Annotated in this window: 24 protein-coding genes and 1 pseudogene; 16 read left to right on the forward strand and 9 right to left on the reverse strand. The window is 71.1% G+C overall.

What is annotated here, in order from left to right; translation table 11 throughout:
• Positions 1-50: 50 nt before the first annotated feature.
• A pseudogene (locus QF035_RS15235) lies at positions 51-443 on the reverse strand (DUF6299 family protein); the annotation flags it as partial.
• A gap of 234 nt (positions 444-677) precedes the next feature.
• Between QF035_RS15235 and QF035_RS15240 the strand changes: the two are divergent.
• The 10 genes from QF035_RS15240 (at position 678) to QF035_RS15285 (ending at position 9,723) form a co-directional block, all read left to right on the forward strand.
• Entirely contained in the window at positions 678-890 is a 213-nt protein-coding gene (locus tag QF035_RS15240; RefSeq protein WP_307520860.1) for a DUF5999 family protein, read from the forward strand.
• A 111-nt stretch (positions 891-1,001) separates the two neighbouring features.
• Positions 1,002-2,666 carry an AMP-binding protein gene (locus QF035_RS15245; protein WP_307531141.1) on the forward strand — a complete coding sequence of 555 codons (1,665 nt, stop codon included), beginning with the start codon at positions 1,002-1,004 and terminating at the stop codon, positions 2,664-2,666.
• A 15-nt stretch (positions 2,667-2,681) separates the two neighbouring features.
• The gene (locus QF035_RS15250; RefSeq protein ID WP_307520861.1) at positions 2,682-3,524 is read left to right on the forward strand and encodes a PaaX family transcriptional regulator; all 843 of its coding nucleotides are present in this window, start codon (positions 2,682-2,684) and stop codon (positions 3,522-3,524) included.
• An 83-nt stretch (positions 3,525-3,607) separates the two neighbouring features.
• A complete protein-coding gene (locus QF035_RS15255; protein WP_307520862.1) occupies positions 3,608-4,501 on the forward strand; it encodes a sulfotransferase family protein in 894 nt (297 codons plus the stop codon).
• Entirely contained in the window at positions 4,498-4,935 is a 438-nt protein-coding gene (locus QF035_RS15260; RefSeq protein WP_307520863.1) for a hypothetical protein, read from the forward strand. Before QF035_RS15255 ends, QF035_RS15260 begins: the two co-directional genes overlap by 4 nt.
• The gene (locus QF035_RS15265; protein ID WP_307520864.1) at positions 4,932-6,206 is read left to right on the forward strand and encodes a glycosyltransferase family 4 protein; all 1,275 of its coding nucleotides are present in this window, start codon (positions 4,932-4,934) and stop codon (positions 6,204-6,206) included. Before QF035_RS15260 ends, QF035_RS15265 begins: the two co-directional genes overlap by 4 nt.
• Complete coding sequence (gene cysC / locus QF035_RS15270) at positions 6,203-6,775, forward strand: adenylyl-sulfate kinase (RefSeq protein ID WP_307520866.1); 573 nt, start codon at positions 6,203-6,205, stop codon at positions 6,773-6,775. The genes QF035_RS15265 and cysC overlap by 4 nt, the downstream gene beginning before the upstream one ends.
• Positions 6,776-6,810: 35 nt before the next feature.
• The gene (cysD, locus tag QF035_RS15275) at positions 6,811-7,758 is read left to right on the forward strand and encodes a sulfate adenylyltransferase subunit CysD (RefSeq protein WP_307531143.1); all 948 of its coding nucleotides are present in this window, start codon (positions 6,811-6,813) and stop codon (positions 7,756-7,758) included.
• 2 nt (positions 7,759-7,760) lie between these two features.
• The gene (locus tag QF035_RS15280; RefSeq protein ID WP_307520867.1) at positions 7,761-8,990 is read left to right on the forward strand and encodes a sulfate adenylyltransferase subunit 1; all 1,230 of its coding nucleotides are present in this window, start codon (positions 7,761-7,763) and stop codon (positions 8,988-8,990) included.
• Between the two features lie 280 nt (positions 8,991-9,270).
• A complete protein-coding gene (locus tag QF035_RS15285) occupies positions 9,271-9,723 on the forward strand; it encodes an ATP-binding protein (protein ID WP_307520869.1) in 453 nt (150 codons plus the stop codon).
• 38 nt (positions 9,724-9,761) lie between these two features.
• On the opposite strand, the gene argF is transcribed toward QF035_RS15285, so the two are convergent.
• Complete coding sequence (argF, locus tag QF035_RS15290) at positions 9,762-10,769, reverse strand: ornithine carbamoyltransferase (RefSeq protein ID WP_307520871.1); 1,008 nt, start codon at positions 10,767-10,769, stop codon at positions 9,762-9,764.
• 125 nt (positions 10,770-10,894) lie between these two features.
• A complete protein-coding gene (locus tag QF035_RS15295) occupies positions 10,895-12,121 on the reverse strand; it encodes an arginine deiminase (protein WP_307520873.1) in 1,227 nt (408 codons plus the stop codon).
• Positions 12,122-12,261: 140 nt separating this feature from the next.
• Between QF035_RS15295 and QF035_RS15300 the strand changes: the two genes are divergently transcribed.
• Together QF035_RS15300 and QF035_RS15305 are read left to right on the forward strand one after the other, a co-directional pair.
• On the forward strand, positions 12,262-13,398 hold the full coding sequence (locus QF035_RS15300) for an SPFH domain-containing protein (protein ID WP_307520874.1): 1,137 nt from the start codon (positions 12,262-12,264) through the stop codon (positions 13,396-13,398).
• The gene (locus QF035_RS15305; RefSeq protein WP_307520875.1) at positions 13,395-14,288 is read left to right on the forward strand and encodes a hypothetical protein; all 894 of its coding nucleotides are present in this window, start codon (positions 13,395-13,397) and stop codon (positions 14,286-14,288) included. The genes QF035_RS15300 and QF035_RS15305 overlap by 4 nt, the downstream gene beginning before the upstream one ends.
• Before the next feature lie 131 nt (positions 14,289-14,419).
• On the opposite strand, the gene QF035_RS15310 is transcribed toward QF035_RS15305, so the two are convergent.
• On the reverse strand, positions 14,420-16,990 hold the full coding sequence (locus QF035_RS15310; protein WP_307520877.1) for a polynucleotide kinase-phosphatase: 2,571 nt from the start codon (positions 16,988-16,990) through the stop codon (positions 14,420-14,422).
• The gene (locus QF035_RS15315) at positions 16,987-18,468 is read right to left on the reverse strand and encodes a 3' terminal RNA ribose 2'-O-methyltransferase Hen1 (RefSeq protein ID WP_307531144.1); all 1,482 of its coding nucleotides are present in this window, start codon (positions 18,466-18,468) and stop codon (positions 16,987-16,989) included. The genes QF035_RS15310 and QF035_RS15315 overlap by 4 nt, the downstream gene beginning before the upstream one ends.
• Positions 18,469-18,744: 276 nt before the next feature.
• Between QF035_RS15315 and QF035_RS15320 the strand changes: the two genes are divergently transcribed.
• From QF035_RS15320 to QF035_RS15330, 3 genes are all read left to right on the forward strand, one after another.
• Positions 18,745-20,022, forward strand: coding sequence for a hypothetical protein (locus QF035_RS15320; protein WP_307520879.1), 1,278 nt, complete (start codon positions 18,745-18,747; stop codon positions 20,020-20,022).
• Between the two features lie 125 nt (positions 20,023-20,147).
• Complete coding sequence (locus QF035_RS15325; RefSeq protein WP_307520880.1) at positions 20,148-21,635, forward strand: sensor histidine kinase; 1,488 nt, start codon at positions 20,148-20,150, stop codon at positions 21,633-21,635.
• A gap of 4 nt (positions 21,636-21,639) precedes the next feature.
• Positions 21,640-22,296 carry a response regulator gene (locus QF035_RS15330; RefSeq protein ID WP_307520881.1) on the forward strand — a complete coding sequence of 219 codons (657 nt, stop codon included), beginning with the start codon at positions 21,640-21,642 and terminating at the stop codon, positions 22,294-22,296.
• A gap of 152 nt (positions 22,297-22,448) precedes the next feature.
• Here the strand turns inward: QF035_RS15330 and QF035_RS15335 are convergent, their stop codons facing one another.
• On the reverse strand, positions 22,449-23,372 hold the full coding sequence (locus QF035_RS15335) for an LLM class F420-dependent oxidoreductase (protein ID WP_307520882.1): 924 nt from the start codon (positions 23,370-23,372) through the stop codon (positions 22,449-22,451).
• 237 nt (positions 23,373-23,609) lie between these two features.
• Between QF035_RS15335 and QF035_RS15340 the strand changes: the two genes are divergently transcribed.
• Entirely contained in the window at positions 23,610-23,768 is a 159-nt protein-coding gene (locus QF035_RS15340) for a hypothetical protein (protein WP_307520883.1), read from the forward strand.
• Positions 23,769-23,931: 163 nt separating this feature from the next.
• On the opposite strand, the gene QF035_RS15345 is transcribed toward QF035_RS15340, so the two are convergent.
• The 3 genes from QF035_RS15345 to QF035_RS15355 form a co-directional block, all read right to left on the reverse strand.
• Positions 23,932-24,393 (reverse strand): DUF6099 family protein, encoded by a 462-nt coding sequence (locus tag QF035_RS15345; protein ID WP_307520884.1) that lies wholly within the window; start codon positions 24,391-24,393, stop codon positions 23,932-23,934.
• A gap of 226 nt (positions 24,394-24,619) precedes the next feature.
• A complete protein-coding gene (locus tag QF035_RS15350) occupies positions 24,620-24,952 on the reverse strand; it encodes a nucleotide pyrophosphohydrolase (RefSeq protein ID WP_307520885.1) in 333 nt (110 codons plus the stop codon).
• Entirely contained in the window at positions 24,939-26,114 is a 1,176-nt protein-coding gene (locus QF035_RS15355; protein WP_307520886.1) for an ATP-binding protein, read from the reverse strand. Before QF035_RS15355 ends, QF035_RS15350 begins: the two co-directional genes overlap by 14 nt.
• Between the last annotated feature and the right edge of the window lie 90 nt (positions 26,115-26,204).

Below are 26,204 nucleotides of genomic sequence, written 5' to 3' on the forward strand. Positions count from 1 at the left end.
GCGGCCGCGGCCCGACGGGTGCACCAACGGCAGGTGAGGCGGACGGTGACACCGGAACGCAGTTCCATCACCGTGGCCTCGACCCGGGCCGCACCCGGCTTGAACCGTCCCGGCTCGGTGCGGTCGGTGTTGGTCCAGCGGTGCTCGGCGCCGTCGCAGACAGCGCTGGTGCCACCGATTCCCTTCCGCGACCTGCCCTCGCCCTGGCCGAGCGAGGAGCTCACGAAGACCGGTCCGGTGCCGCCCGTGCAGCGGTAGGTGCCGGAGAGGGTGACCCTGCCGTCCGCGGCGACACGGCCCGTCGGGTCGACGGTCACCGTCTCAAACGGCGCCGACCGTTCGGACAGTTCCAGCGAGTCGGTGACCGCCTGTGCGGACGACGGGGCGGCGAGCAGCAACAGCGCGGCACCGGCGGCTGTGCCCATGACCTGGCGCAATGGCATTGGAGTACCTCCTGGAGTGGGGGGTCTCCACAGGTACCGGCCCGGTGCGCTCGCGCGTGATCATCACCCCTTTGGTGGCGAGTCCGCACCATCCGTCCTGGGCACGTCCGAGTGTTGTCCGCGTGTTGTCACGCTTCCCTTCCCACTGTTCCGATGAGTTCGCGGCAGGAGGATGGTCTATTCACAACGAGGCGACGACAACGCCGCCGAACCCTTCGCACGTGGAGGTACGCCATGTGTTCCCACCAGTCTTCGTGCCCGTCCGCCGACCGCACCGAGCACTCCCACCGCGACGACGCGCACATCGTGTCCGCGCACCCCGAGCAGGGCTGGTACCTGCTGTGCGACGGCGCGATCGTCTTCGACGACACCGGCGCGCTGCTGCCCGACGGCAGTGTCGTCGCCCCGCACCGCGTCCCGGCCGAGCAGCTGACCATCGCGGCCTGACGCTCCCCGGGCCGCAGGGCGGCAAGGGCCGGCTATCGCGGCCCATTGACTGCCGTCATGAAGGCGATACGCTCCTGGTGCGACCCCACCACGACAAGGGGGCGGACCGCCATGGAGCCCAGGAACCGCCGGGACGTCGACACCTTCCCGCGCGAGCACCTGCCGCCGCCGGACCAGTGGCCCGAACTCCGCTTCGACCTCCCGGAACTGCGCTGTCCCGAGCGCCTCAACAGCGCCGCGGAGCTCCTCGCCCACACCGCCCGGGACCGCCCGGTCTTCCGTACCGCCTCCGGTGACACCTGGACGTACGGCGAGCTCCGCACCCGCGTCGACCGCATCGCGCACGTCCTGACCGCCGAACTCGGCGTGGTGCCCGGCAACCGCGTCCTGTTGCGGGGGCCCACGACACCCTGGCTGGCGGCATGCTGGCTGGCGGTCCTGAAGGCGGGCGCGGTCGCCGTCACCGTCCTCGCCCAGCAGCGCCCCCACGAGCTGACCACGATGTGCGAGATCGCCCGGGTCGGGCACGCGCTGTGCGACATCCGGTCGGTGGACGACCTGGCGAAGGCGGAGATCCCCGGCCTGCGGATCACGACGTACGGCGGGGACTCCCCGGACGACCTCCTGAACCGGGCGCCCACCTCCGACGAGCCGTTCACCGCCGTGGACACCGCGGCCGACGACGTGGCGCTGATCGCGTTCACGTCGGGCACGACCGGCCGCCCCAAGGGCTGTATGCACTTCCACCGCGATGTGTTGGCGATAGCGGACACCTTCTCGAAGCATGTGTTGCGGCCCCATGCCGACGACGTCTTCGCGGGCAGTCCCCCGCTGGGCTTCACCTTCGGGCTCGGCGGTCTGGTGATCTTCCCGATGCGGGCAGGGGCGAGCGCGCTGCTGCTCGAACAGGCGGGTCCCAGGCAGTTGTTGCCCGCGATCGCCGAGCACCGGGTGTCGGTCCTGTTCACCGCGCCGACCGCGTACCGCGCGATGCTGGACGAGCTGAGCGCGTACGACGTCTCGTCCCTGCGGCGCTGTGTCTCCGCGGGCGAGAACCTTCCGGCCGCCACCTGGCAGGCCTGGCACGACCGCACGGGCCTGCGGATCATCAACGGCATCGGGGCCACCGAGCTGCTGCACATCTTCATCTCCGCGGCCGACGAGCACATCCGCCCGGGCACCACGGGCGTCCCGGTCCCGGGGTGGCACGCGCGCGTGGTCGACGATTTCGGTGAACCCGTGCCCGACGGCGAACCCGGACTGCTCGCCGTCCGCGGCCCGGTCGGCTGCCGCTACCTCGCCGACCCGCGCCAGCGGGAGTACGTACGCGACGGCTGGAACATCACCGGCGACACCTACGTCCGCGACTCCGACGGCTACTTCAGCTATGTGGCCCGCGCGGACGACATGATCATTTCCGCCGGGTACAACGTCGCGGGCCCGGAGGTGGAGGACGCGCTGCTGCGTCACCCGGACGTGATCGAGACGGCCGTCGTGGGGCGTCCCGACGCGTCGCGCGGCCAGGTCGTGGTGGCGTACGCGGTCCTGCGCCCCGGGGCCCGCCGGGACCCCGAGGCGCTGTGTGCCTTCGTCAAAGCGGAGCTGGCACCGTACAAATGCCCGCGCGAGATCGTCTTCCTGGACGCGCTGCCGCGTACGGCGACGGGCAAGCTGCAGCGGTTCCGGCTGCGCGCGGACGTCAACCCGGCACGTGCGGAAGGCGGTTCCGTACGAACGGAAAACGATCCCGTGCCTCCGGAAGGTGATCAAGCGTGATGGTGACGATCTAGAGTGATCAACGTGTCCGAGCAGCACACTCCCCGGTCCCTCATCGTCACCTTCTACGGCGCGTACGGCCGCTTCGCCCCTGGTCCCGTACCCGTGGCCGAACTGATCCGGCTTCTCGCCGCGGTCGGCGTGGACGCGCCCTCCGTGCGTTCGTCGGTGTCCCGGCTCAAACGCCGCGGGCTGCTGGTGCCGGCGCGCACGGCATCGGGCGCGGCCGGGTACGTACTGTCGCCGGACGCGCGGCAACTCCTCGACGACGGCGACCGGCGGGTCTACGCGGCCTCACCGCCCGAGGACGACGGCTGGGTGCTCGCCGTGTTCTCCGTGCCCGAGTCCGAGCGGCAGAAACGTCACGTACTGCGCTCCCGTCTGTCCGGCCTCGGTTTCGGGACGGCCGCCCCGGGGGTGTGGCTCGCGCCCGCCCGCCTCTACGAGGAGACCCGCCACACGCTGGAACGGCTGCGTCTCGACGCGTACGTGGAACTGTTCCGAGGCGAGCATCTGGGCTTCGCGGCGACGGCGGAGGCGGTCGCCCGCTGGTGGGACCTGGCCGCGATCGCCAAGCAGCACGAGGCGTTTCTCGACACCCACGCGCGCGTGCTGCACGACTGGGAGGCGCGGGACGACACCCCCGAGGAGGAGGCGTACCGCGACTATCTGCTCGCCCTGGACACCTGGCGCCATCTCCCGTACGCCGATCCCGGGCTGCCTCCCGCGCTGCTGCCCGAGGACTGGCCGGGCGCCCGCTCGGCGGCCGTCTTCCGGGCGCTGCACGAGCGGCTGCGGGACACGGGGGCGGCCTTCGCGGGCGTACCGGAGAACCGCCCCAAACCCGAAACCATGTGACGCCTGACACACTTCGGACCGCTAAGGCAACGCTCAGGCTCCTCAGTCCCTCTTCTCATAATCCTTACCTAGCGTCGTGACGCATGAATCTGATGCGCAGTCTGAACCGGGCGCTCTCCGCCACCACCGGCCTCCAGGTGCGTAGGGCCGCCGCCGTCGCACCTCCGGGGCCGAAGAAGGCGGCGGCGAAACCCGGGAAGCGGCCCACGCCGGTGTACCGATGTCCCGCGCCCGTGGATCTCGCGACGGACCGGCTGCTGCGGGAGCCGGTCTTCATCATGTCGCCGGTGCGCTCCGGCTCGACCCTGCTGCGGATGCTCCTGAACGCGCACTCACGGTTCCACTCCCCGCACGAGCTGCACATCCGCCGCCTGGAGGTCGACTTCGGCAGCAGGCTGTCCCAGCGCGCGATGAGCGCCCTCGACCTGGAGCGCGGCGATCTGGAGCATCTGCTCTGGGACCGGGTCATGCACCGCGAACTGGTCAGGTCCGGCAAGGACTTCATCGTCGAGAAGACGCCGAGCAACGCGTTCGTGTACCGGCGCATCCGGGACTGCTGGCCCGACGCCCGCTTCGTCTTCCTGCTCCGCCACCCGGTGTCCATCGCCCGGTCCTGGCACGAGGGAGACCCCGGCAAGCGGACCTTCGACGAGGCCGCCGCCGACGCACTGCGCTACATGCGGGCCGTCGACAACGCCCGCAAGGGGATCACCGGCGGCCACACCCTGCGCTACGAGGACATCACCGCCGGCCCCGAGAAGGAGATGCGCCGGCTCTGCGCCTTCCTGGACGTGGACTTCGAGCCATCGATGCTCGACTACGGCAGGAAGGACGACACGCAGGTCGTGAAGGGCCTCGGCGACTGGCGGGACAAGATCCGCACCGGCCGGGTGCAGAGCGGCCGGGCACTGCCCGCCGAGGACGAGATACCGGAGATCCTGCGACCGATGTGCGAGGCCTGGGGCTACACCTCGTGAAGCCGCACGCCGAGATAACCGAGGTCTGGCCGCGCGACGGGCGCGTCAGACTCGTCGGACACATCCACGGGCACCGCGCCGAGGGCGAGTGGCGGCTGCTGCTCACCCGCCGGAGCCACGCGGAACAGCGCCTCGACTATCCCGCGCAGGTGAAGGGCGACCGCTTCGAGGGCGAGCTGCCCGTCGCCGACCTGGCGGCGGCGACCGGCACCGCCGAGGCCGAACTCGGGGTCGGGGCCGAGGTCGAGGAGTGGGACATCCATCTCACCGACGGCGAGGTGGAGTTGCGGGCCGGACGGCGGCTCGACGACATCCACGGCAAGAAAAAGATCATGGTCTTTCCCGAGCAACGGGTACGCGGCATCGGCGTACGTCCGTACTACACGGTGAAGGACAACCTTTCGCTGGAGTGCCGCACGGGAGCCGCAACATGACGATCCATCAGATCGGAGGGCGGCCGAAGGTCCGCTATCTGCTCCTGCACGCGTACGGACGCGGCGGCACCATCCGCACGGTGATGAACCAGGCCAACTCCCTGGTGCAGGCGGGCTGGCAGGTCGAGCTGGTGAGCGCGCTGCGCCGCCGTGACGACCTCCAGTTCCCGCTCGACCCGCGCGTGAAGGTCACGACGATCGTCGACCTGCGCGAGGAGGCCCACACCCCGCCGTCGGGCATGGTCGGCCGCTGGCAGGACTGGCGCCGCGGCCGGCTCACCGAGCGGCCCGCGCGGCACATCCCGTGCGGCGAGTTCGGCTACCGCTACTTCAACCGGTACGTGGAGCAGCGGCTGATCGCGTACCTGTCCTCACTTCGCGACGGGGTGCTGGTGAGCACGCGGCCCGCGCTCAACTTCCTCGCCGCGGAACACGCGACGAGCGGTGTGGTGCGTGTCGCGCAGGAGCACATGAACCACGGCACGCACAAGAACGACGTGCGGCAGCGCATCCGGGAGACCTACGCGCGCTTCGACGCGGTCGCCGTCCTGACGGAACGGGACCGCGAGGAGTACGAGCAACTGCTGCCCGGCACCCGGGTCGTGCGCATCCCCAACGCCGTGCACTCCCTCGACCAGGTGCCCTCGGACCACCGCTCGAAGATCGCGGTGGCGGCCGGACGGCTCTTCCCGCAGAAGGGCTTCGACCTGCTGATCCCGGCGTGGGCGAGGCTCGTCGAGACGTACCCCGACTGGCAGTTGAGGATCTACGGCAGCGGCGAGAAGAAGGCCGAGCTGCGGGAGCTCATCGAGGAGCACCACCTCTACAACCACGTGTTCCTGATGGGCCACACGGACCGGCTCGACGACGAACTCGCCAAGGCCTCCTTCTACGTGCTCAGTTCGCGCTTCGAGGGACTGCCGATGGTGATGATCGAGGCGATGAGCCACTCGCTTCCGGTGGTGAGCTTCGACTGCCCGACCGGGCCCTCGGACGTGCTCACGCACGGAGTCGACGGTCTGCTGGTAGCGCCGGAGGACTCCGACGCGCTCGCCGACGCGATGGCCAAGCTGATGGGCGACCGGGCGCTGCGGGCGGACATGGGCGTCGCCGCCGTGCTGACGGCGGCCTCGTACGGACCGGACGCCGTGCACCCCCGCTGGGAGGCCCTCTTCCGAGAACTCCACGAGGTTCGCGAACTCCACGACCTCCACGACCTTTCCGATCAACGGCACCGCGTCGCGGGCGCCTCGAAGGGACAGCGCGCATGACCACCACGGCCAGGGGCCGTCAGAAGCCCCCCACCGCTCAGGGAGCCACCATCTGGCTCACCGGGCTGCCGAGCGCGGGCAAGACGACCATCGCCCGCTTCCTCGCCGGCCGGCTGCGGTCCGAGGGACACCGCGTGGAGGTCCTCGACGGCGACGAGATCCGCCGCTTCCTCTCCGCAGGACTCGGCTTCTCCCGCGAGGACCGCAACACCAACGTGCAGCGCATCGGCCTGGTCGCCGAAGTCCTCGCACGCAACGGGGTACTGGCGGTGGTACCGGTCATCGCGCCGTACGCCGACAGCCGCGAGGCGGTGCGCAAACGGCACGAGGCGAGCGGGACGCCGTACATCGAGGTGCATGTCGCCACCCCGGTCGAGGTGTGCAGCGAGCGGGACGTGAAGGGCCTGTACGCCCGGCAGGCGGCCGGGCAGCTGACCGGCCTCACGGGCATCGACGACCCGTACGAGCCGCCGCCGGCCCCCGCGCTGTCGCTGGCGACGCAGTCGCAGACGCCCGAGGAGTCGGCGGACTCGGTGCACGCGGTGCTGGCGGCCAGGGGGCTCGTGTGACACCGGGCCCGACGACCGCCGGCCGTACGCACGCGTTGCCGGAGCAGGCGCTTCCACAACAGGCGCTTCCACAGCGCGCTCTCCCCCGGCACGCGCTCTCGCATCTGGACGCTCTGGAGTCCGAGGCGGTGCACATCTTCCGCGAGGTGGCGGGTGAGTTCGAACGGCCGGTGATCCTGTTCTCCGGCGGCAAGGACTCCATCGTCATGCTGCATCTGGCGCTGAAGGCGTTCGCGCCCGCTCCGGTGCCGTTCTCACTGCTGCACGTGGACACCGGGCACAACTTCCCGGAAGTCCTTGAGTACAGGGACCATGTGGTGGCCGCACATGGGCTGCGGCTCCATGTGGCCTCCGTTCAGGACTACATCGACCGGGGTGTGCTGAGGGAACGTCCCGACGGGACGCGCAACCCGCTGCAGACGGTGCCGCTGACGGAGAAGATCCAGGCCGAGCGGTTCGACGCGGTGTTCGGCGGCGGGCGCCGGGACGAGGAGAAGGCCCGCGCCAAGGAGCGGGTGTTCTCGCTGCGCGACGAGTTCTCGCAGTGGGACCCGCGCCGCCAGCGCCCCGAGCTGTGGAACCTCTACAACGGACGGCACGCCGCCGGCGAGCACGTCCGCGTCTTCCCGCTGTCCAACTGGACCGAGCTGGACGTCTGGCAGTACATCGCCCGCGAGGGCATCGAACTGCCGGAGATCTACTTCGCGCACGAGCGCGAGGTCTTCCAGCGGGCCGGCATGTGGCTGACCGCCGGCGAGTGGGGCGGCCCGAAGGACGGCGAGACCATCGAGAAGCGGCAGGTCCGCTACCGGACCGTGGGCGACATGTCCTGCACTGGTGCCGTCGACTCGGACGCGGTGACCCTCGACCAGGTCATCGCCGAGATCGCCGCCTCCCGGCTCACCGAGCGGGGCGCCACCCGCGCCGACGACAAGATGTCCGAGGCCGCGATGGAAGACCGCAAGCGCGAGGGGTACTTCTAACCATGACCAGCACCACCGTGGACACACTGCGCTTCGCCACCGCCGGATCCGTCGACGACGGCAAGTCCACCCTCGTCGGCCGCCTGCTGCACGACTCCAAGTCGGTCCTCACCGACCAGTTGGAGGCCGTGGAACGCGTCTCCCAGAGTCGTGGCCAGGACACGCCCGACCTCGCACTGCTCACCGACGGTCTTCGGGCCGAGCGCGAGCAGGGCATCACCATCGACGTGGCGTACCGCTACTTCGCCACCGCCCGGCGCCGGTTCATCCTCGCCGACACGCCCGGACACGTGCAGTACACCCGCAACATGGTCACCGGCGCCTCCACGGCCGAACTGGCGATCATCCTGGTCGACGCCCGCAACGGCGTCGTCGAGCAGACCCGCCGCCACGCGGCGATCGCCGCACTGCTGCGCGTCCCGCACATCGTGCTGGCCGTCAACAAGATGGACCTCGTCGGATACGAGGAGAAGGAGTTCGAGCGGATCGTCGAGGACTTCGCGGGCCACGCCGCCGAGTTGGACCTGCCCGGTTTCACGCCGATCCCCGTGTCGGCCCTGGCGGGCGACAACGTGGTGGACCGCTCGACACGCATGGACTGGTACGAGTGTCCGGCGCTGCTCCGGCACCTGGAGTCCGTCCCGGTCGGCGGCGACCGCTCGGGCGAACCCGCGCGCTTCCCCGTCCAGTACGTGATCCGGCACGCCGAGATCCGTTACTACGCGGGCCAGTTGGTCTCTGGTTCGCTGCGCGTCGGGGACCGGGTGACGGTCCACCCCTCCGGCGAGACGTCCGCGATCACCGGCATCGACGTACTCGGCGAGGACGCGCGGGAGGCGTACGCCCCGCAGTCGCTGACCCTGCGCCTGGCCGACCAGCGCGACGTCTCGCGCGGCGACATGATCACGACCGGGGCGGACGTGCCCTCGCTGACGCGGGACGTCCGGGCCGCCGTCTGTCATCTGGCCGACCGTCCGCTGCGGGTCGGCGACCGGGTCCTGGTCAGGCACACGACCCGTACGGTCAAGGCGATCGTGAAGGATCTGGCCGGGGCCGCCGAGCTGTCCGCCAACGACCTGGGCCGGATCACCCTGCGCACCGCCGAGCCGCTGGCGCTCGACGACTACGCGGACTCGCGCCGCACCGGAGCGTTCATCCTGGTCGACCCGGCGGACGGGGCGACGCTGACGGCGGGGATGGTCGATCTGGAGGAGGCCGGCTCGCACGCCTGAGCCGAGGGAGAACATGGCCGTGGGGGCCAGGCACGTCGGTGCCTGGCCCCCACGGCCATGTTTTGCTTTCATGACTTCCGTCATGGACGCGCGACAACGCGGTCACAGGGTCACGACTCGTCGATAGGCCGGTAACGACAGGCGCAGAACGCGGGATGCGGAGCGTTCACCTGGGTAAGCAGCCCGATACCGGGCCGAACGTCCCGAAAAAAGCCCGCCGAGCGCCTCTGTCCGGTTGCGTCGTACCATTCCTAAAGTTGAAAGCAGGACATCCTGCTCCATGAACGGACCCGCCTTGCACGATCCCCAAGCCCCAGCCTCCTGGCGCATCGCTCTGCCGCACACCGCCGCGGCCGTGCCCGTCGCCCGTGCCCTGGTCCGTACAGCGCTCGCCGAACTCGAACACGCCGCCGACAGCGACACCGCGGAACTGCTCACCGCCGAGCTGGTGGCGAACGCCGTGGAGCACACCAAGGGCGACAGGCCCATAGAGCTGGTCGTGGAGCTGCTGCCGACCGGCTGCCAGGTCGAGGTGCACGACCCCGACCCGGCCCCGCCGGGCGATCTCACGATCCCCGACCCGTCGGGCGAGCCCGACCCCTGGCAGGAGCACGGCCGCGGGCTGCTGCTGATCCGCGCTCTCAGCTCGTCGTGCGGGCACCGCCCCACGGACTCCGGGAAGGCGGTCTGGTTCAGGCTGCCGGCGGTGCCGCACCAGCGGAACCCGCTGTAGCGACGGCGTCACCCACCGCACCCCTCTCAGCGCGCCCCTCAGGCGAGGGTCGCGACCAGCACCGCCTTGATCGTGTGCAGGCGGTTCTCCGCCTCGTCGAAGACGACCGAGTGGGCCGACTCGAAGACCTCGTCGGTGACCTCCAGCGAGTCCAGACCGTGCCGCTCGTGGATGTCGCGGCCGACCTTGGTGCCCAGGTCGTGGAAGGCCGGAAGACAGTGCAGGAACTTGACGTCCGCGTTGCCGGTGGCCCGCAGGACGTCCATCGTCACCGCGTACGGACCGAGGGCGACGATGCGCTCGTCCCAGACCTCCTTGGGCTCACCCATGGACACCCAGACGTCGGTGGCGACGAAGTCGGCGCCCGCGACCCCCTCCGCGACGTCCTCGGTGAGCGTGATCCGCGCCCCGCTGCGCACGGCGAGCTCCCGCGCCCGGTCGACGATCTCCTCGGCGGGCCAGTAGGCCTTCGGCGCGACGATCCGTACGTCCATGCCGAGCAGCGCGCCGGTGACCAGGTAGGAGTTGCCCATGTTGAAGCGCGCGTCGCCGAGGTAGGCGAAGGCGGTCCGGTTCAGCGGCTTGGTGGTGTGCTCGGTCATCGTGAGGACGTCGGCGAGCATCTGGGTCGGGTGCCAGGCGTCGGTCAGACCGTTGTAGACGGGCACGCCCGCGTGGGCGGCCAGTTCCTCGACACCCTCCTGGCTGTCCCCCCGGTACTGGATCGCGTGGAACATCCGGCCGAGCACCCGTGCGGTGTCCTTCACGGACTCCTTGTGCCCTATCTGTGAGCCCGACGGGTCGAGGTAGGTGGTGGAAGCGCCCTGGTCCGCGGCCGCGACCTCGAACGCGCAGCGGGTGCGCGTCGAGGTCTTCTCGAAGATCAGCGCGATGTTCCGGCCCCGCAGGTGCTGGGTCTCCGTCCCAGCCTTCTTCGCCGCCTTCAGCTCTGCGGCAAGCCCGATCAGGCCGCGGAACTCCTCCTCCGTGAAGTCCAGCTCCTTCAGGAAGTGGCGGCCGGCGAGGGCGTACGGGACTGTCGCCATGGGGGCGCTCCAGGGTTACGTAAACAGGGACTCTTGGAATTCTATACGATGCTCCACATTTCTATACGGAATCATTATCGAGACGTAGGACTCACTTTCGAGGCCCCGAACCTCCGGTTCGGCCGCTAGCCGACCGGATCCCGTACCACCGGACAGCTCATGCACCGCGGACCGCCCCTCCCCCGCCCCAGCTCGCTCCCCGGGATCTCGATCACCTCGATGCCCTGCTTGCGCAGATGGGTGTTGGTGGTCTGGTTCCGCTCGTACGCGACGACGACGCCCGGCTCGACCGCGAGGACGTTGCAGCCGTCGTCCCACTGCTCGCGCTCGGCGGCGTGGACGTCCTGCGTGGCGGTCAGCACGCGGATCCGGTCGAGCCCCAGCGCGGCGGCGATCGCGCGGTGCATGTGCTCCGGCGGATGGTCGGTGACCTTCAGTTCCTTGTCGCCGACGCCCGGTTCGATGGTGTACGAGCGGAGCATGCCGAGCCCCGCGTACTGGGTGAAGGTGTCGCCGTCGACCATCGTCATCACCGTGTCGAGGTGCATGAGGGCACGCTTCTTGGGCATGTCGAGCGCCACGATCGTCTGCGCCGAGCCGGTGGCGAACAGCTTGTGCGCGAGCATCTCCACGGCCTGCGGTGTCGTCCGCTCGCTCATTCCGATCAGCACGGCGCCGTTGCCGATCACGAGCACGTCCCCGCCCTCGATGGTGGACGGGTAGTCGGCCTGGCCCTCGGACCACACGTGGAACGCCTCGTCCTGGAACAGCGGATGATGCCGGTAGATCGCCTCGAAGTGCACGGTCTCGCGCTGCCGGGCGGGCCAGCGCATGGCGTTGATGGAGACGCCGTCGTAGATCCAGGCGGAGGTGTCCCGGGTGAAGAGGTGGTTGGGGAGGGGGCCGAGGAGGAAGTCGTCGAGGTCCATGACATGGAAGCGCACGGAGGTCGGCTCGGGGTGCGCCTCCAGGAACTCCCGCTTGGTCATCCCGCCGACCAGCGCCTCAGCCAGCTCGCCCGCGGGCAGCGCCTCGAAGGAGGCTCTGAGGTGGTCGGTGGCCAGCGGCCCGTACTCCTTCTCGTCGAAGACCCTGTCCAGGACGAGCGATCTGGCCGCCGGGATCGCCAGGGCCTCGGTCAGCAGGTCGCCGAAGAGGTGGACGGTGACTCCGCGGTCGCGGAGCACGTCGGCGAAACCGTCGTGCTCCGCGCGGGCCCTGCGCACCCACAGCACGTCGTCGAAGAGCAGGGCGTCCTTGTTGCTCGGGGTGAGCCTTTTGAGCTCAAGATCCGGCCGGTGCAGGATGACGCGGCGCAGCCGCCCGGCTTCGGAGTCGACGTGGAATCCCATGCCTCCATCCTGACCACCGGTGACCGTCTTCACCCCCCGGTCGACCGTTTCCGCGATTTCTTGTTCTCGTCCCCTTGACGATTAGAGGCGGCGACAATTATCGTCGCATTGACGAAAATAGAGGAGGGGGACGCACACACATGGCCGACATCACCCGGCGCCTGGGCCGGCGCCATCTGCGCGGCGCGCCGACGGCACACGTCCGGCACCACCGGGGCGGGAAGCTGCTGCACGACGGGCCGGGACTCAGCTTCTGGTTCCGCGCACTCACCGCGGCACTCTCCGAAGTCCCGGTCGACGACCGGGAGTTGGCGATGACCTTCCACGCCCGTACCTCCGACTTCCAGGACGTGGCGGTGCAGGCGACGGTCACCTACCGGGTCAGCGACCCGGAACTCGCCGCCGCCCGGCTGGACTTCTCCATCGACCCGGACACCGGAGTGTGGCGTGGCGCGCCACTGGAACAGCTGGGCACGCTCCTCACGGAGACGGCCCAGCAGCACGCACTCGACGTGCTCGCCCGTACGACGCTGGCGGCGGCCCTGGTCGACGGGGTGGCCGCGGTCCGCGAGCGCGTCGCCGTCGGCCTGGGCGCGGAGCCCCGCCTGCCGGCCACCGGTATCGAGGTGGTCGCGGTGCGCGTGGTGGCGCTGCGCCCGGAGCCCGAGGTGGAGCGCGCGCTGCGCACGCCGGCCAGGGAACTGATCCAGCAGGAGGCCGACCGGGCCACGTACGAGCGCCGTGCGGTGGCCGTCGAGCGGGAGCTGGCCATCGCCGAGAACGAACTGGCCAGCCAGATCGAACTCGCCCGCCGCGAGGAGCAGTTGGTCGACCAGCGCGGCACGAACGCCCGGCGCGAGGCGGAGGAGCACGCGGCGGCGGACGCGGTACGGGCGGGTGCGGAGGCGGCCCGGACGGTACGGCTGGCCCAGGCGGAGGCCGAGCGGTCGGTCAAGCTGGCACAGGCGGAGGCGGAGCGGTCGGTCAAGCTCACCGAGGCCGAGGCGGCGCGCACCGTGAAGCTGGCCGACGCCGATGCCGCCCGGTCCGTACGGCTCGCTCGCGCGGAGGCCGAGGGTGCGCGCGAGGTGGGCGAGGCACGGGCGCAGGCCCAGGCCGCGTGGCTGCGGGTGCACGGAGATGTGGACGTGGCGACCCTGCACGCCCTCACCGGGACGCGGCTCGCGGAGAACCTGCCGAACATCGAGAGCGTGACGGTGTCGCCGGACGTGCTCACCGGGCTGCTCGCCAGGTTCGGCACCGGAGAGCGGGCGTGAGTCTCGCACCGCGGGTCGTGGTGGTCCACCGGACCACGGAGTACGCCGAGTTGGTGGCCCACCACGGCACGCACGGGCAGGCCGCGTTCTTCCTCTCCTCCCGCGGCCGGGACATCGCGGAGATCGCCGAACGCCATCACCGGACCCGGCGCGCACTGACCGACGTCACCTCGGCGATCCCCCTGACCTGGCGTCAGGCGCTGGTCGAGCGACGTGACTTGGACCGTTTCCTGTTCGCGCCGGAGGACGTGGTGGTCGTGGTCGGCCAGGACGGCCTGGTGGCGAACGTCGCCAAGTACCTCGCCGGCCAGCCGGTGTTGGGCATCGACGCGGACCCCGGTCGCAACCCGGGCGTCCTGGTCCGGCACCGGCCGGCGGACGCGCCGACCCTGCTCCCGGCGGCGCTCACCAGCGCCGTCGAAGAGCTCACCATGGTCGAGGCCGTCGCCGACGACACGCAGCGGCTGGTCGCGCTGAACGAGATCTATCTCGGCGCCGTCGGACACCAGACGGCCAGATACCGCCTGGGCCTGGAGGGCGACGGGGGTGTTGTCGAGGCCCAGGCATCCTCCGGGGTGCTGGTGGGGACCGGCACCGGGGCGACCGGATGGATCCGGTCGGTGTGGCAGGAGCGGGGCAGCTCCCTGCCCCTGCCACGCCCCACGGAGGACGGCCTGGTGTGGTTCGTCCGCGAGGCATGGCCGTCACCGGCGACCGGCACGTCCCGGGTCGCCGGCCGGCTCTCGGCCTCGTCCCGCCTCAGCCTCACCGTCGAGTCCGAACGGCTGATCGCTTTCGGGGACGGGATGGAGGGGGACGCGGTGGAGTTGACCTGGGGGCAGACCGTGCGGGTGGGGGTGTGCGGGGAACGGTTGCGGCTGGTGGGCTGAGACGCCCACTCACTGCGCGGCGGCTGGAGCGGCGGCTGAGCAACTGACGTTCAGCCAGGTGACTTCGAGGCTGCCAACCGGTAGTTCCGGTGGGGAGGCCGCCACGCCGCCTCCCCACCGTCGGTGGATGCCTACAACCGCGGATCCACCGGCTCCGACTCCAGCGCCAGCACCCCGAACACAGCCTCGTGCACCCGCCACAGCGGCTCCCCCTCGGCGAGCCGGTCCAGAGACTCCAGGCCCAGGGCGTACTCGCGGAGGGCCAGGGACCGCTTGTGGTTGAGGAAGCGGCCGCGGAGGCGGTCGAGGTTCTCGGGACGGGTGTACTCGGGACCGTAGATGATCCGCAGGTACTCCCGGCCCCGGCACTTGATACCGGGCTGGACCAGCCGCCCGTTCCCACCGCGCACCACGGCCCGGTCGGGCTTGACGACCATGCCCTCGCCACCGCGGCCGGTCATCTCAAGCCACCAGTCGACACCGGCCCGCACCGACTCGGGGTCGCCCGTGTCGACGAAGAGGCGCCGGGTGGTCTGGAGGAGCCCGGACGGGTCGTCCGCCACCAGCCGGTCGATCAGGGCGAGCTGCTCCTCGTGCGGCAGGGCCGCGAGGCTCCGGCCCCGCACGGCGAGGATCTGGAAGGGCGCGAGGCGGACACCGTCCAGGCCGGACGTGGTCCAGCAGTAGCGCCGGTACGCGTCGGTGAAGGAGGCGGCATCCACGGCCCGCTCCCGCTGCTTGACCAGCAGGTCCTGGACGTCGACGCCACGCGCCGCCGCCCCTTCGAGCGCGGCCACCGCTCCCGGGAAGACGGCTCCGGCCGCCGCACCCACCGCGGCGTACTGCGAGCGCAGCAGCCCGGAGGCCTTGAGCGACCAGGGCAGCAGCTCGGCGTCGAGCAGCACCCAGTCCGTCTCCAGCTCCTCCCACAGACCCGCCTCGGTGACGGCGGCCCGCACCCTCCCGAGGATCTCCTCGGTGACGGCGGAGTCGTCGAAGAAGGGGCGTCCCGTGCGGGTGTACAGCGAGCCCGACACGCCACCGCCTGCGCCGAACCGCTCGCGTGCGACTTCCTCGTCCCGGCACACCAGCGCCACCGCCCGCGACCCCATGTGCTTCTCCTCGCACACGACCCGCGCGACCCCGTCGGCCCGGTACTGCTCGAACGCCTCGACCGGGTGCTCCAGGAAGTATTCATCAGCGGCTCCGCCTCGGGCCTCCACCTTGGAGGTGGCGGTGGGCGCCATGGTCGGCGGCAGGTACGGCATCAGCCGCGGGTCCACGGCGAAGCGGCTCATGACCTCCAGGGCCGCGGCCGCGTTCTCCTCGCGTACGGAGACACGTCCGGCGTACCGGGTCTCGACGACGCGGCGGCCGTGCACGTCCGCGAGGTCCAGCGGACGCCCCTCGTGTCCGCCGGGCGCCTCGGAGGCCAGCGGCTTGACCGGCTCGTACCAGACCCGCTCGGCCGGTACGTCGACGAGTTCGCGCTCCGGCCAGCGCAGCGCGGTGAGCTTGCCGCCGAACACGGCACCGGTGTCCAGGCAGATGGTGTTGTTCAGCCAGGTGGCCTCCGGGACCGGGGTGTGGCCGTAGACCACGGCCGCCCTGCCCCGGTAGTCCTCGGCCCACGGGTAGCGCACCGGCAGCCCGAACTCGTCCGTCTCGCCGGTGGTTTCGCCGTACAGCGCGTGCGAGCGGACCCGGCCCGACGTACGCCCGTGGTACTTCTCGGGCAGTCCGGCGTGGCAGACGACGAGGCGGCCGCCGTCGAGGACGTAGTGGCTGACGAGCCCGTCCACGAACTCCCTTACCTGCCGCTTGAATTCGTCGCTCTCGCCCTCCATCTGCTCGACGGTCTCGGCGAGGCCGTGGGTGTGCTGGACCTTGCGGCCCTTGAGGTAACGGCCGTACTTGTTCTCGTGGTTGCCCGGCACGCACAGGGCGGCGCCCGAGCCGACCATGGACATCACCCGGCGCAGGACGCCCGGGGTGTCCGGGCCGCGGTCGACGAGGTCGCCGACGAACACGGCCGTACGGCCCTCGGGGTGCACGCCGTCCGCGTACCCCAACTTGCCGAGCAGCGACTCCAGTTCGGAGGCGCAGCCGTGGATGTCGCCGATGATGTCGAACGGGCCCGTGAGGTGGGTCAGGTCGTTGAACCGCTTCTCGGTGCGGACCTCGGCGCTCTCGGCCTCCGCCACACCCCGCAGGATGTGCACCTTCCGGAACCCCTCGCGCTCCAAGTGCCGCAGGGAGCGCCGGAGTTCACGGGTGTGGCGCTGGATGACGCGGCGCGGCATGTCGGCGCGGTCGGTGCGGGAGGCGTTGCGCTCGGCGCACACCTCCTCGGGCACGTCGAGCACGACGGCGATCGGCAGCACGTCGTGCTTCCTGGCGAGCTCGATGAGCTGCTTACGGCTCTCCTGCTGCACGTTGGTCGCGTCGACGACCGTGCGCCGGCCCGCCGCGAGCCGCTTGCCCGCGATGTAGTGCAGGACGTCGAAGGCGTCGCCGCTGGCGCTCTGGTCGTTCTCGTCGTCGGCGACGAGGCCGCGGCAGAAGTCCGACGAGATCACCTCGGTCGGCTTGAAGTGCTTGCGGGCGAAGGTGGACTTGCCCGATCCGGACGCGCCGATCAGCACGACGAGGGACAGGTCGGTGACGGGCAGGGAACGAACCTTGTTGTCGGTGCTGGTCATGCGGCCTTCTCCTCCTTCGTGTTCTGATCCTTCGTGTTCTGGGCGCTCACCGTGAAAACGGCCATCTGTGTGGGCGGTCCCACCTCGGGGTCGTCGGGCCCGACCGGCACGAACTCCACTCCGTACCCGTGCCGTTCGGCCACCGTCCCCGCCCAGCCGCGGAACTCCTCGCGCGTCCACTCGAAGCGGTGGTCGCCGTGCCGGACATGGCCGGCGGGGAGGGTCTCCCAGCGGACGTTGTACTCGACGTTCGGCGTCGTCACGATCACGGTCCTGGGGCGCGCCGAACCGAACACCGCGTACTCCAGGGCGGGCAGCCGCGGCAGGTCGAGGTGCTCGATGACCTCACTCAGCACGGCGGCGTCGTACCCCCTGAGCCGCTTGTCGGTGTAGGCGAGCGAACCCTGGACGAGCTTGACGCGCTCGGACTGCCGCTCGCCCATGCGGTCCAGCTTGAGCCGCCGCGAGGCGATGGTGAGCGCACGCATCGACACGTCGACCCCGACGATCTCGGTGAACCGTGTGTCCTTGAGCAGCTCCTGCACCAACTGGCCCTGCCCGCAGCCGAGATCGAGGACCCGCGCGGCATCGGTGCCCTTCAGGGCGCCGACGATCGCGTCCCGCCGCCGCACCGCGAGCGGTACCGGCTTCTCCTCAGTGTCGGTCTGCTCGTCGACGGCGTTGTCGATCTCCTCGACCGCGCTGTCGTCCGTCTCGGCGAGCCGGACGAGTTCGAGGCGCTCCATGGCCTCCCGGGTCAGCGACCAACGGCGGGACAGATAGCGGCTGGTGATCAGCTTCTGCTCCGGGTGCTCCGGCAGCCAGCCCTCGCCGGCCCGCAACAGCTTGTCGACCTCGTCGGACGACACCCAGTAGTGCTTGGCGTCGTCGAGCACCGGCAGCAGGACGTACAGATGCCGCAGCGCGTCGGCCAGGCGCTGCTCCCCCTCCAGTACGAGGCTCACGTACCGCGAGTCGCCCCACTCGGGGAACTCGGTGTCCAGCACCACGGGTTCGGCACTCACCGTCCAGCCGAGCGGCTCGAACAGCGCCCGTACGAGATCGGCGCCGCCGCGCGCGGGCAGTGCGGGCACCTCGACGCGCAGGGGCAGCGGACGCGCGGGCAGCTCGGGCTTCGCCTGGCAGGTGCCCTTCATCGCGCTGGAGAACACACTGCTCAGCGCTACGGCGAGCAGGGACGAGGCGGCGTACGGCCGGTCGTTGACGTACTGCGCGAGGGCCGCGTCCGGGGCTCCGCCGCGGCCCTTGCCCTTGCCGCGCCGGACCAGTGCCACCGCGTCGACCTCCAGCAACAGCGCCGCCGTACAGCGCTCCACGCTCGCCTCGGGGTAGACGACATGCGCCTTGCCGTAGGAGGTGGAGAACGCCTGCGCCTTGTCGGGATGCTTGTGGAGCAGGAATCCGAGGTCGGTCGCGGGGCGCTCTGGGGTGCCGGTGGTACTGATCGTCAGGAACACGGTGGTCTGCCTCGAAACGTCTTTCAGAACCGCTTCTGAACTGCGGAAATCGGGGGTGCCGCCGTCCGGCACCGTGCCCAACGTACAGCCAACCTCTCCGGAGAAGTCAGGCATTTTCCGTCCCCCGCCGTACGGCGGGCGAGCGGCTCCCGGGCCGATCGGACCGGACGCCTGGCCGATCGGCCCGCGAGCTTGGCCGGTCGGCCGACGCCGTGGCATGTGGTGGCCGTCTAGCGTCGGTCTCGTCCGGCCACCGCAGCCCGAGGGGAACGTTCGATGCACCAGCGACCGACGACCGGAGCACACACCGACGCGACCGCAACGGCTGAGCCGGCCGCATTGGCCGGTGCGCCCACGGAGTTCGAGCTCGACGTCATGGAACTGCTCGTGGAGGCACTGCGCGACGCGGTCAAGTTCGAGTCACCGGCCGTGGGCACCGAGAACCTGCTGTCCGCGCTCGTGATGGGTGAGACGGACGCCGGTTCGGCGCTGGCCCCCGGGATGCGGAAGGCCGGCTCGCTCAGCGGTCTGGTCTCGGGCCGGGCCGGGAGCGGTGGGGCGGCCTGGGCGAACGACGACGGATACGGCAGCACTCCGGTGGACGCCACCGCCGAGGACGACGCCGAAATCACCGCCGCCTGGCGCGAGGCACAGTGGCGCCTCGGGCTTGAGTCCAGCCAGTCGCGTGGCTCGCGCAGAGCGAAGGCAGCGGACGGCGAGAGCGGCCGCCCGCTGCCCGGGATGACCGACGCGACGCGGATGTGCCTGTTGCTCGCGCTCAGGTCGGCCCGCGCCGAAGGGACGGTCGCGGTGCGCTGCCGGCATGTGGCACGGGCCCTGCTGAACCTGCCGGCGAGCCGCGCCCGGGAAGCACTGGTCGTGGAGCGGCTGGACCTGGCCGCCGCGGCCACGGCACTCGACGCACTGGACGCGAGGGCCTCGGCGCAGACCGAGGGACCGGAATCCCGTGGCGTCCTGCTTCTCCGCCGGGCCGGCACGCTGGGCAGGAGCGGCAACCGCCTGTCCCGGGCGATTACCTCGTGGACCGCCGGGTCGTCCATCTACGGCTCACCGGTGATGTTCGCGGTGAGCGTCGAGGCCGCACGGCAGGTGGCGCGGTACGGGCGCGGCAGGACGGAGCCCGTGGACCTCCTGCTGGGAATCCTGGCCCTGGACCGGGCCTTGGCCGTTGCCGGACGGTCGCTGCCCGAGGATCTGGCATCCGTCAGCACGGCCGCCGAACTCCTGCGGCGGCACGGCGTACGGCACGGGTCCCTGGCCCGTTCGGCGACCATCGGCGCGCCGGCCGCCGGCCTCGACCAGACACAGCTCTCCGACTCCGCCCAGCAGGCCAGGGCGGCGGCGCAGCTCATCGCCGCCGAGCAGGGTTCGCCCACGGTCGGTACGGTCCACCTGCTGGCCGCGCTGCTCGAAGCACCCGCGGTCGACGCGGAGGCCGGGGACGAGGGCCGGACGGTCGGACGGCTGCTGGCCGCCGAGCGGGTGGACACCGCCGCGTTGCGGGCGGAGCTGCGTCCGCGGTCGGGCGAGTGACATCGGGAGACCGCCCGGCAGGGCCCCTGCCTGCCGCGGATACCGTTCCTTCCGGCGAATCCGTGATGCGCGGGTCCGTGATGCGCGGATCCGTGATGCCGGGGGCAGAGGCGAGCGTGAGTCAAGTGACCGAAGAGAAACGGCAGTTGCACGGACAGCCGACGCGCGGGCTGACCGGTGCGGCACGGCGACTGCGCCGCGAGGCAGCCGAGATCCGGGCCCAGGTACGGGCCGCGCCACGCCGTACGGTCGTCGCCGAGTCAATTGTGTGTGCCCTGGCGGCGGCCTTCGGGCTGGTCCCGCTGCTGCTGATACCGCCGGACCGGCCGGTCCTCGCGGTGCTGGAGGCGGTGTGGGCGGCGCTGCTCGTCGCCGCGCGGCGCGGCCGGCCGGTCGCCGCGGTCCTGGGCGCCTTTCCGCTGCTGGCAGGTGCCAACGTGTGGGTGCTGGCGGTGGTACCGCTGATCGTGCTGTCCGCCACCCGCCGTATCGCGCCGCCGCGGCGCGCGTGGCGGATCGTCGGCATGGCCTGCGCCGCGCTCGGCGGACTGACCGTCGCCGCGGGCCTGTTCCGGTGGGAGACGCTGCCGATGAAGCTGGCGGAGAACACCGTCTCCGCCGTACTCCTCCTGCTGCTCCCCACCCTGGCCGGCACCATGCTGGGCCGGCGGCGGCCCCTGGTCGACCTGCTGCGGGAGCGCAACGCCTATCTGGAACAGACCCGTACGCTGACCGCCGCGGCGGCCCGGATGGAGGAACGGACCCGGATCGCACGGGAGATGCACGACCTCCTGGGCCACCGGCTGAGCCTGATCTCGGTGCACGCCGGAGCCCTGGAACTCGCCGCCGCGCGCCAGGCCCCTCCGCTGGCCGGACAGGTGGAGCTGCTGCGCACGACCGCGGGGACGGCCATGGAGGAGCTCCGCGAGATCCTCGGCGTCCTGCGGCACGCGGACCTGTCGGACGAGACCGGGGGCGACCGGGGAACGTACGAGGACATCACCGCTCTGGTGACCCAGTCCCGGCAGACGGGTGGCGGCTCGGTCGAGCTGGTCTGGTCGGTTCCCGACACGGTCGAGGTGGGCGCCCGTGTCCGGCAGGCGATCCACCGGGTGGTCCGCGAAGGGCTGACGAACGTGCTGAAACACGCGTCCGGCGCGCCCGTCCTGGTGGAGGTCAAGGGCACGGACGCGGGGATCGAGGTGTACGTCACCAACGGGGCGCCGCGCGTGCCGGGCGACTCCCAGGGAGGAACGAGCAGCGGGCTGGCCGGACTTCAGGAGCGGATCTCGTTGCTCGGCGGCACCTTCGGGGCGGGTGCCCTGCCGGACGGCGGCTTCCGCGTGACGGCCTGGCTGCCGTCCCACGCGACGAACGGGCCGGTGTCCGCGCCCTCGGAAGCCCGCGCCCACGCCGGCGGCGAAGCTCTTCCGCCTGCGCCCCGCCCTCCTTCCGGCGAAGGTGACACCTGGCGTCCGGGGTCCAACCCGCCGTTGTCGGCCCAGACCCTGACTTGGCCGCGTGTCCTCGGAGCCGGCTGCACGGCGGTGCTCGTGGTCCTGCCCACGGCGGGCTTCCTGCTCGTCCTGCTGGTGATGGCGGCCCTAGGATGAGCTGATGATCCGAGTGCTGGTCGCCGACGACGAAGCGCTGATGCGCGTCGGAATCCGGCTGATCCTGGAGAACGCCGACGACATCGACGTCGTTGCCGAAGCGGGCGACGGCCTGGAGGCCGCTGCGGCCTGCCGCACCCAGGACATCGACGTCGCCCTGCTCGACATCCAGATGCCGACCCGGGACGGCATCGCGGCCGCCGAGGACATCGCCCGGCTCTCGCCCCGTACGTGTGTGGTGATGCTGACGGCGTTCGGCGAGGAGGCGAGCGTGACGCGGGCCCTGCGGGCCGGGGCGAGCGGGTTCCTCCTCAAGGACACCGGTCCCGCCGAACTGATCCGCGCCGTCCAACTCGCGGCGAAAGGCGAACCGGTCCTCGCACCCCGGATCACGCGCCAACTCCTCGAACGGCACGTGCGGTCCGGCCGTGACACCGAGGCCGCCGTGCGCAGGACCGAGGAGCTGACCCCAGCCGAACGGGATGTCCTGCGGCTGCTCGGCACGGGCCTGTCCAACGCGGAGATCGCCGACCAGCTGTACATGAGCGCCGGCACGGTCAAGGCCCACATCAGCCGGATCCTGACCCGCACCGGCTGCGCCAACCGCGTCCAGGCGGCGGTTCTGGCCCATGACGCGGGGTTGCTTGCCGACGGCTACTGAGGCGGGGTCCGCGGCACGGGCAGGGGACGCTCGCGGCCTCGGTCCGGGCTTCGGTCCCGGTCCCTGCCAAGGTGCTTCCGTCGGCCAGGGACCGGGGCGAACCCCACGACGGTCACCGGCCGACGGCCTCCCGGAGCGCGGCGACCGCCCGGTTACTGCAGCTGCGACTGCACCTGGGAGGAGATCAGGTCCAGGTGGTCCAGGTCATCGAGGTCGAGGATCTGGAGATAGACCCGCTGGGAACCGGCCTCCGCGTACCGGCCGATCCTTTCGACGACCTCGTCCGGGGTGCCGGCCAGCCCGTTCGCCTTCAGCTCCTCCACCTCGCGGCCGATCGCGGCGGCGCGACGGGCGACCTCCGCGTCGTCCTTGCCCACGCAGGCGACGAGCGCGTTGGAGTAGACGAGATCGGTGCCCTTGCGGCCGATCTCCTCCGCCGCCGCCCGCACCCGGCCGAACTGGCGCTCGCTGTCCTCGATCGACGCGAACGGCATGTTGAACTCGTCGGCGTAACGGCCCGCGAGGCGCGGGGTACGGCTGGCGCCGTGGCCGCCGATGAGCACCGGCACCTTGGGCTGTGCCGGCTTGGGCAGCGCGGGCGAGTCGGTGAGCTGGTAGTACGTGCCGTCGAAGCTGAAGGTCTCGCCGACCTTCGTCTCCCACAGCCCGGTGACGATCGCCAGCTGCTCCTCGAGACGGGCGAACTTCTCCTTCGGGAAGGGGATGCCGTACGCCTTGTGCTCCTCCTCGAACCAGCCCGCGCCCAGGCCCAGTTCGACGCGGCCGCCGGACATCTGGTCGACCTGGGCGACCTGGATCGCCAGGACGCCGGGCAGGCGGAACGTACCGGCGGTCATCAGTGTGCCGAGGCGGATGCGCTTGGTCTCACGGGCGAGTCCGGCGAGGGTGATCCAGGCGTCCGTGGGGCCCGGGAGGCCGTCCGCGGAACCCATGCGGAGGTAGTGGTCGGAGCGGAAGAAGGCGTCGAAGCCGAGGTCTTCGGTGGCCTTGGCGACAGCGAGAAGGGTGTCGTAGGTGGCGCCCTGCTGGGGCTCGGTGAAGATTCGAAGATCCATGCCTCCATCCTGCACGGTCGAACGTCGGTCAACCGCATCGGTCCCGCCGGTCCTCCGCGTCCCCGGTCGGGTGAAAATCCGTCAACCGTGTGCCTGGGGCGAGACCGCGCCAGTGACCCGTCCGGGCGGTGATCGTTGGCTCGGGCGGAGCCGGACCGCCCGGCACCCGTCGCCGGCGGTCGACCGGTGCGTTGCTGGTTCTCCCCGTGGGGGAGGGCGAAGGCCGAGGAGGCCGTCATGTCCCAGGAAGCCGTTCCGTCGTCGCAGCCCAAGGGTTTGCTGCAGCAGATGGAGGAGCTGATGGCGGCGCTCAACGCGGATCTGTCGCAACTCGACGCGGATTTCCAACAGTCGGCCGAGCGCCCGGCCCCGGCCGACGGATCCGACCGCGCCTGATCTTTTCGCCGCCGCCGCCCCTACCCATTCCCGTCACTTTCTGGGGGCTGCCCCCAGACCCCCGCTGAAAATCAGCCCCTCCGGCGTTTGAGGAGCGGGGGTTCGGGGGCCGGCCCCCGAGTAGTGACGGGAATGGGTAGGGGCGGCGGGGGCGAAGAACCCCCTACCCCGCCGCCGCCCCCTGATCCCGTACCGCGAGTCTTCGGAGCATTTCCAGCACCCGGTCGCGGGACTCGTCCGCGGCGTCGATCGCTTCCATGCACTGCCAGTACGTCCCCTCGTCGCCGGCGGCGCAGGCTATGCCGACGAGGGCTATCCCGACCTCGCCGAGGAGCCCGCCGAGGTCGAGAAGAGCGAGGCGCGCATCGCCGAGCTCGGTGAGCTGGGCGGCCCGCAGCCTCCCCACGTCGAGCACCGGCGCGCCCAGTACCCCGCACCCCCGCCCCGCCAACTCGGTCAACCCCAGCGCCTCGCCCCGTAATTCGGGCGGCCCGGACACCGCCAGCCGACTGCCTATCGCCTGGGCGAGGGCCTGCGCCTGCCAGGCCTCCGCCATGATCCCGGGAGCGTCCGCGCTCCCCATCAGGGCACACCTGCTCGCGCCGATGAGCCGCACCGCGTCCATGCACTGACCCCGTCTGTCCCGACGCGCTCTTCACACGCCTGCCCGAACTCCGCCTGTCCACTACCCAGAGTGAAGTGCATCGGGACGAAAAGCCAGAGGAAGCCTGAAATCTGTGGACACGGAATTGATTGTGGACAGATCAATAACTCCGGAGAGTGACAAACGCGGTCTTCGAGTCCCTTTCCGGAGGCGCATCATGGACGTCGAGCGGGCGCCAAGCGGACGGTCACGACCCCTCCCCCACCGGAAACCTCCGTTCATTCCGGTCGATCTTCGCATCGAGCGCCTCAAGGACATCGATACCGAGCACCTCGCACACCTGCAGCAAGTACGCGAGCACGTCGGCGACTTCGTCCGTCACACGAGAGGCCCGCTCCGGGTCCTCCATCACCCGGGCCGACTCCTCCGGTGTCAACCACTGGAAGATCTCGACGAGTTCGGACGCCTCCACGCTGAGCGCGGCGACGAGGTTCTTGGGCGTGTGGTACTGCTCCCAGTTCCGCGCCGCCGCGAACTCGGCCAGCCTGCGCTGCAACTTCGGCACATCAAGTTCGGTCACGTTCAAGGTCTACCACCGTCACTCCGCCCACCCCCGCCGCCCAGGACGCGTCGCTCACGGCCCCCACCAGCCGGATGTGCCCGCGCTCGCACATCCGCGCCGCCAGCCGTACGAGCCCCTCCCGCTGCCGTACGTCCAGATCGCGGTCGAAGCCGTCGGCGAGAACGGTGAGCGTCTGCAGTGCCGCGGGCACCTCGCCCGCCGTGTCGACCTCCAGCACGCCCGGCCCGGTGAGCAGCACCAGGGACAGCGCGAGGTACCTCAACTCCCCGTCCCCCAGCCGCCCGAGCGGTGTGCGCAGCCCGTCGCCCCGGTCCAGCAGCGCCCGTACCGTCCCGTCGATCCCGCCGAGCGGCCGCTCGGCCAGCAGGTCGTGGACCGGCCCCGCGCATCCCGCGCGCACCGCGTCGACCAGCAGCCCGTGCCGGCGCCCGCACTCCGACCGCGTACGCCACAGCACTTCGGCGAGGTTGCCGCAGCCGCGCAGCAGCCGTCCCGCGCCGAGCGGTACCGCCGCGCGCATCGAGCGGGGCAGCGGGTCGCAGGCGAAGACCGACCGCAGGGCGACCACCATCTGCTCGGCGGCGGCGAGGACTTGGCGCTGGCCGTCCGTCTTCCCGGCGACGCGAAGCGGCAGGAGTGGCGTGCCGAGACGGTCGTCGGGCAGTGGCGCCCGGGTCACCGGGGACGAGCCGGCCGTGTACCAGGCCGCCTGCACGGAACGTCGGCTCGGATCGCGCAGCGCGGTCTCCAGCAGGGTCAGCCCGCCCGCCGTCAACCGCTCGCCCACGATGCGCAGTTCGGGCTCGGCCTGCACGGCGACGTCGAGCCGTACGGGCCCCTCGGGGCCGTCCGCCGTACAGCCGATGCGGAAGCCGCGCCGCCGCTGGGCGTCGGGACGGGCCCGCTCGGGCACGCACGCGACCGGGTCCGGGAACACCTCGTCCAGTTCGGCCCCGCCGCCGAGCCGGGCGAGTGCCTCGTACGCCCGCAGGGCACTGGATTTGCCGCTGCCGCTGGGTCCGGCGAAGAGGCTGAGCGGTCCGAGCGGGAATCCGGCGCGGCGGTGCGCGGCGAACGCGGCGAGCCGCAGTTCGGTGACGCTCGGCCGGTCCGGACGGGCCTCGGCCTGCGCGCGAGGCCCGAGAGATGACACGGTCATATCCGGACGGTAGGGCTCCACGACCAGGCGGAACCGTTTCGTCCGCGAAACCTTCCTACGAACGGGGGACCGGATCGAGGGCTGACACCC

This window comes from Streptomyces umbrinus (genome assembly GCF_030817415.1).
In the GTDB taxonomy this organism is placed as follows: Bacteria; Actinomycetota; Actinomycetes; order Streptomycetales; family Streptomycetaceae; genus Streptomyces; species Streptomyces umbrinus_A.

Excerpts from the sequence above, each read along its gene's own strand:
- QF035_RS15335 (WP_307520882.1), bottom strand. The coding sequence starts at position 23,372 with ATGGATCTTCGAATCTTCACCGAGCCCCAGCAGGGCGCCACCTACGAC.
- QF035_RS15280 (WP_307520867.1), top strand. The coding sequence starts at position 7,761 with ATGACCAGCACCACCGTGGACACACTGCGCTTCGCCACCGCCGGATCC.
- QF035_RS15320 (WP_307520879.1), top strand. The coding sequence starts at position 18,745 with ATGCACCAGCGACCGACGACCGGAGCACACACCGACGCGACCGCAACG.
- QF035_RS15310 (WP_307520877.1), bottom strand. The coding sequence starts at position 16,990 with ATGACCAGCACCGACAACAAGGTTCGTTCCCTGCCCGTCACCGACCTG.
- argF (WP_307520871.1), bottom strand. The coding sequence starts at position 10,769 with ATGGCGACAGTCCCGTACGCCCTCGCCGGCCGCCACTTCCTGAAGGAG.
- QF035_RS15240 (WP_307520860.1), top strand. The coding sequence starts at position 678 with ATGTGTTCCCACCAGTCTTCGTGCCCGTCCGCCGACCGCACCGAGCAC.
- QF035_RS15355 (WP_307520886.1), bottom strand. The coding sequence starts at position 26,114 with ATGACCGTGTCATCTCTCGGGCCTCGCGCGCAGGCCGAGGCCCGTCCG.
- QF035_RS15255 (WP_307520862.1), top strand. The coding sequence starts at position 3,608 with ATGAATCTGATGCGCAGTCTGAACCGGGCGCTCTCCGCCACCACCGGC.
- QF035_RS15265 (WP_307520864.1), top strand. The coding sequence starts at position 4,932 with ATGACGATCCATCAGATCGGAGGGCGGCCGAAGGTCCGCTATCTGCTC.
- QF035_RS15330 (WP_307520881.1), top strand. The coding sequence starts at position 21,640 with ATGATCCGAGTGCTGGTCGCCGACGACGAAGCGCTGATGCGCGTCGGA.
- QF035_RS15295 (WP_307520873.1), bottom strand. The coding sequence starts at position 12,121 with ATGGGATTCCACGTCGACTCCGAAGCCGGGCGGCTGCGCCGCGTCATC.
- QF035_RS15345 (WP_307520884.1), bottom strand. The coding sequence starts at position 24,393 with ATGGACGCGGTGCGGCTCATCGGCGCGAGCAGGTGTGCCCTGATGGGG.
- QF035_RS15340 (WP_307520883.1), top strand. The coding sequence starts at position 23,610 with ATGTCCCAGGAAGCCGTTCCGTCGTCGCAGCCCAAGGGTTTGCTGCAG.
- QF035_RS15245 (WP_307531141.1), top strand. The coding sequence starts at position 1,002 with ATGGAGCCCAGGAACCGCCGGGACGTCGACACCTTCCCGCGCGAGCAC.
- cysC (WP_307520866.1), top strand. The coding sequence starts at position 6,203 with ATGACCACCACGGCCAGGGGCCGTCAGAAGCCCCCCACCGCTCAGGGA.
- QF035_RS15285 (WP_307520869.1), top strand. The coding sequence starts at position 9,271 with ATGAACGGACCCGCCTTGCACGATCCCCAAGCCCCAGCCTCCTGGCGC.
- QF035_RS15300 (WP_307520874.1), top strand. The coding sequence starts at position 12,262 with ATGGCCGACATCACCCGGCGCCTGGGCCGGCGCCATCTGCGCGGCGCG.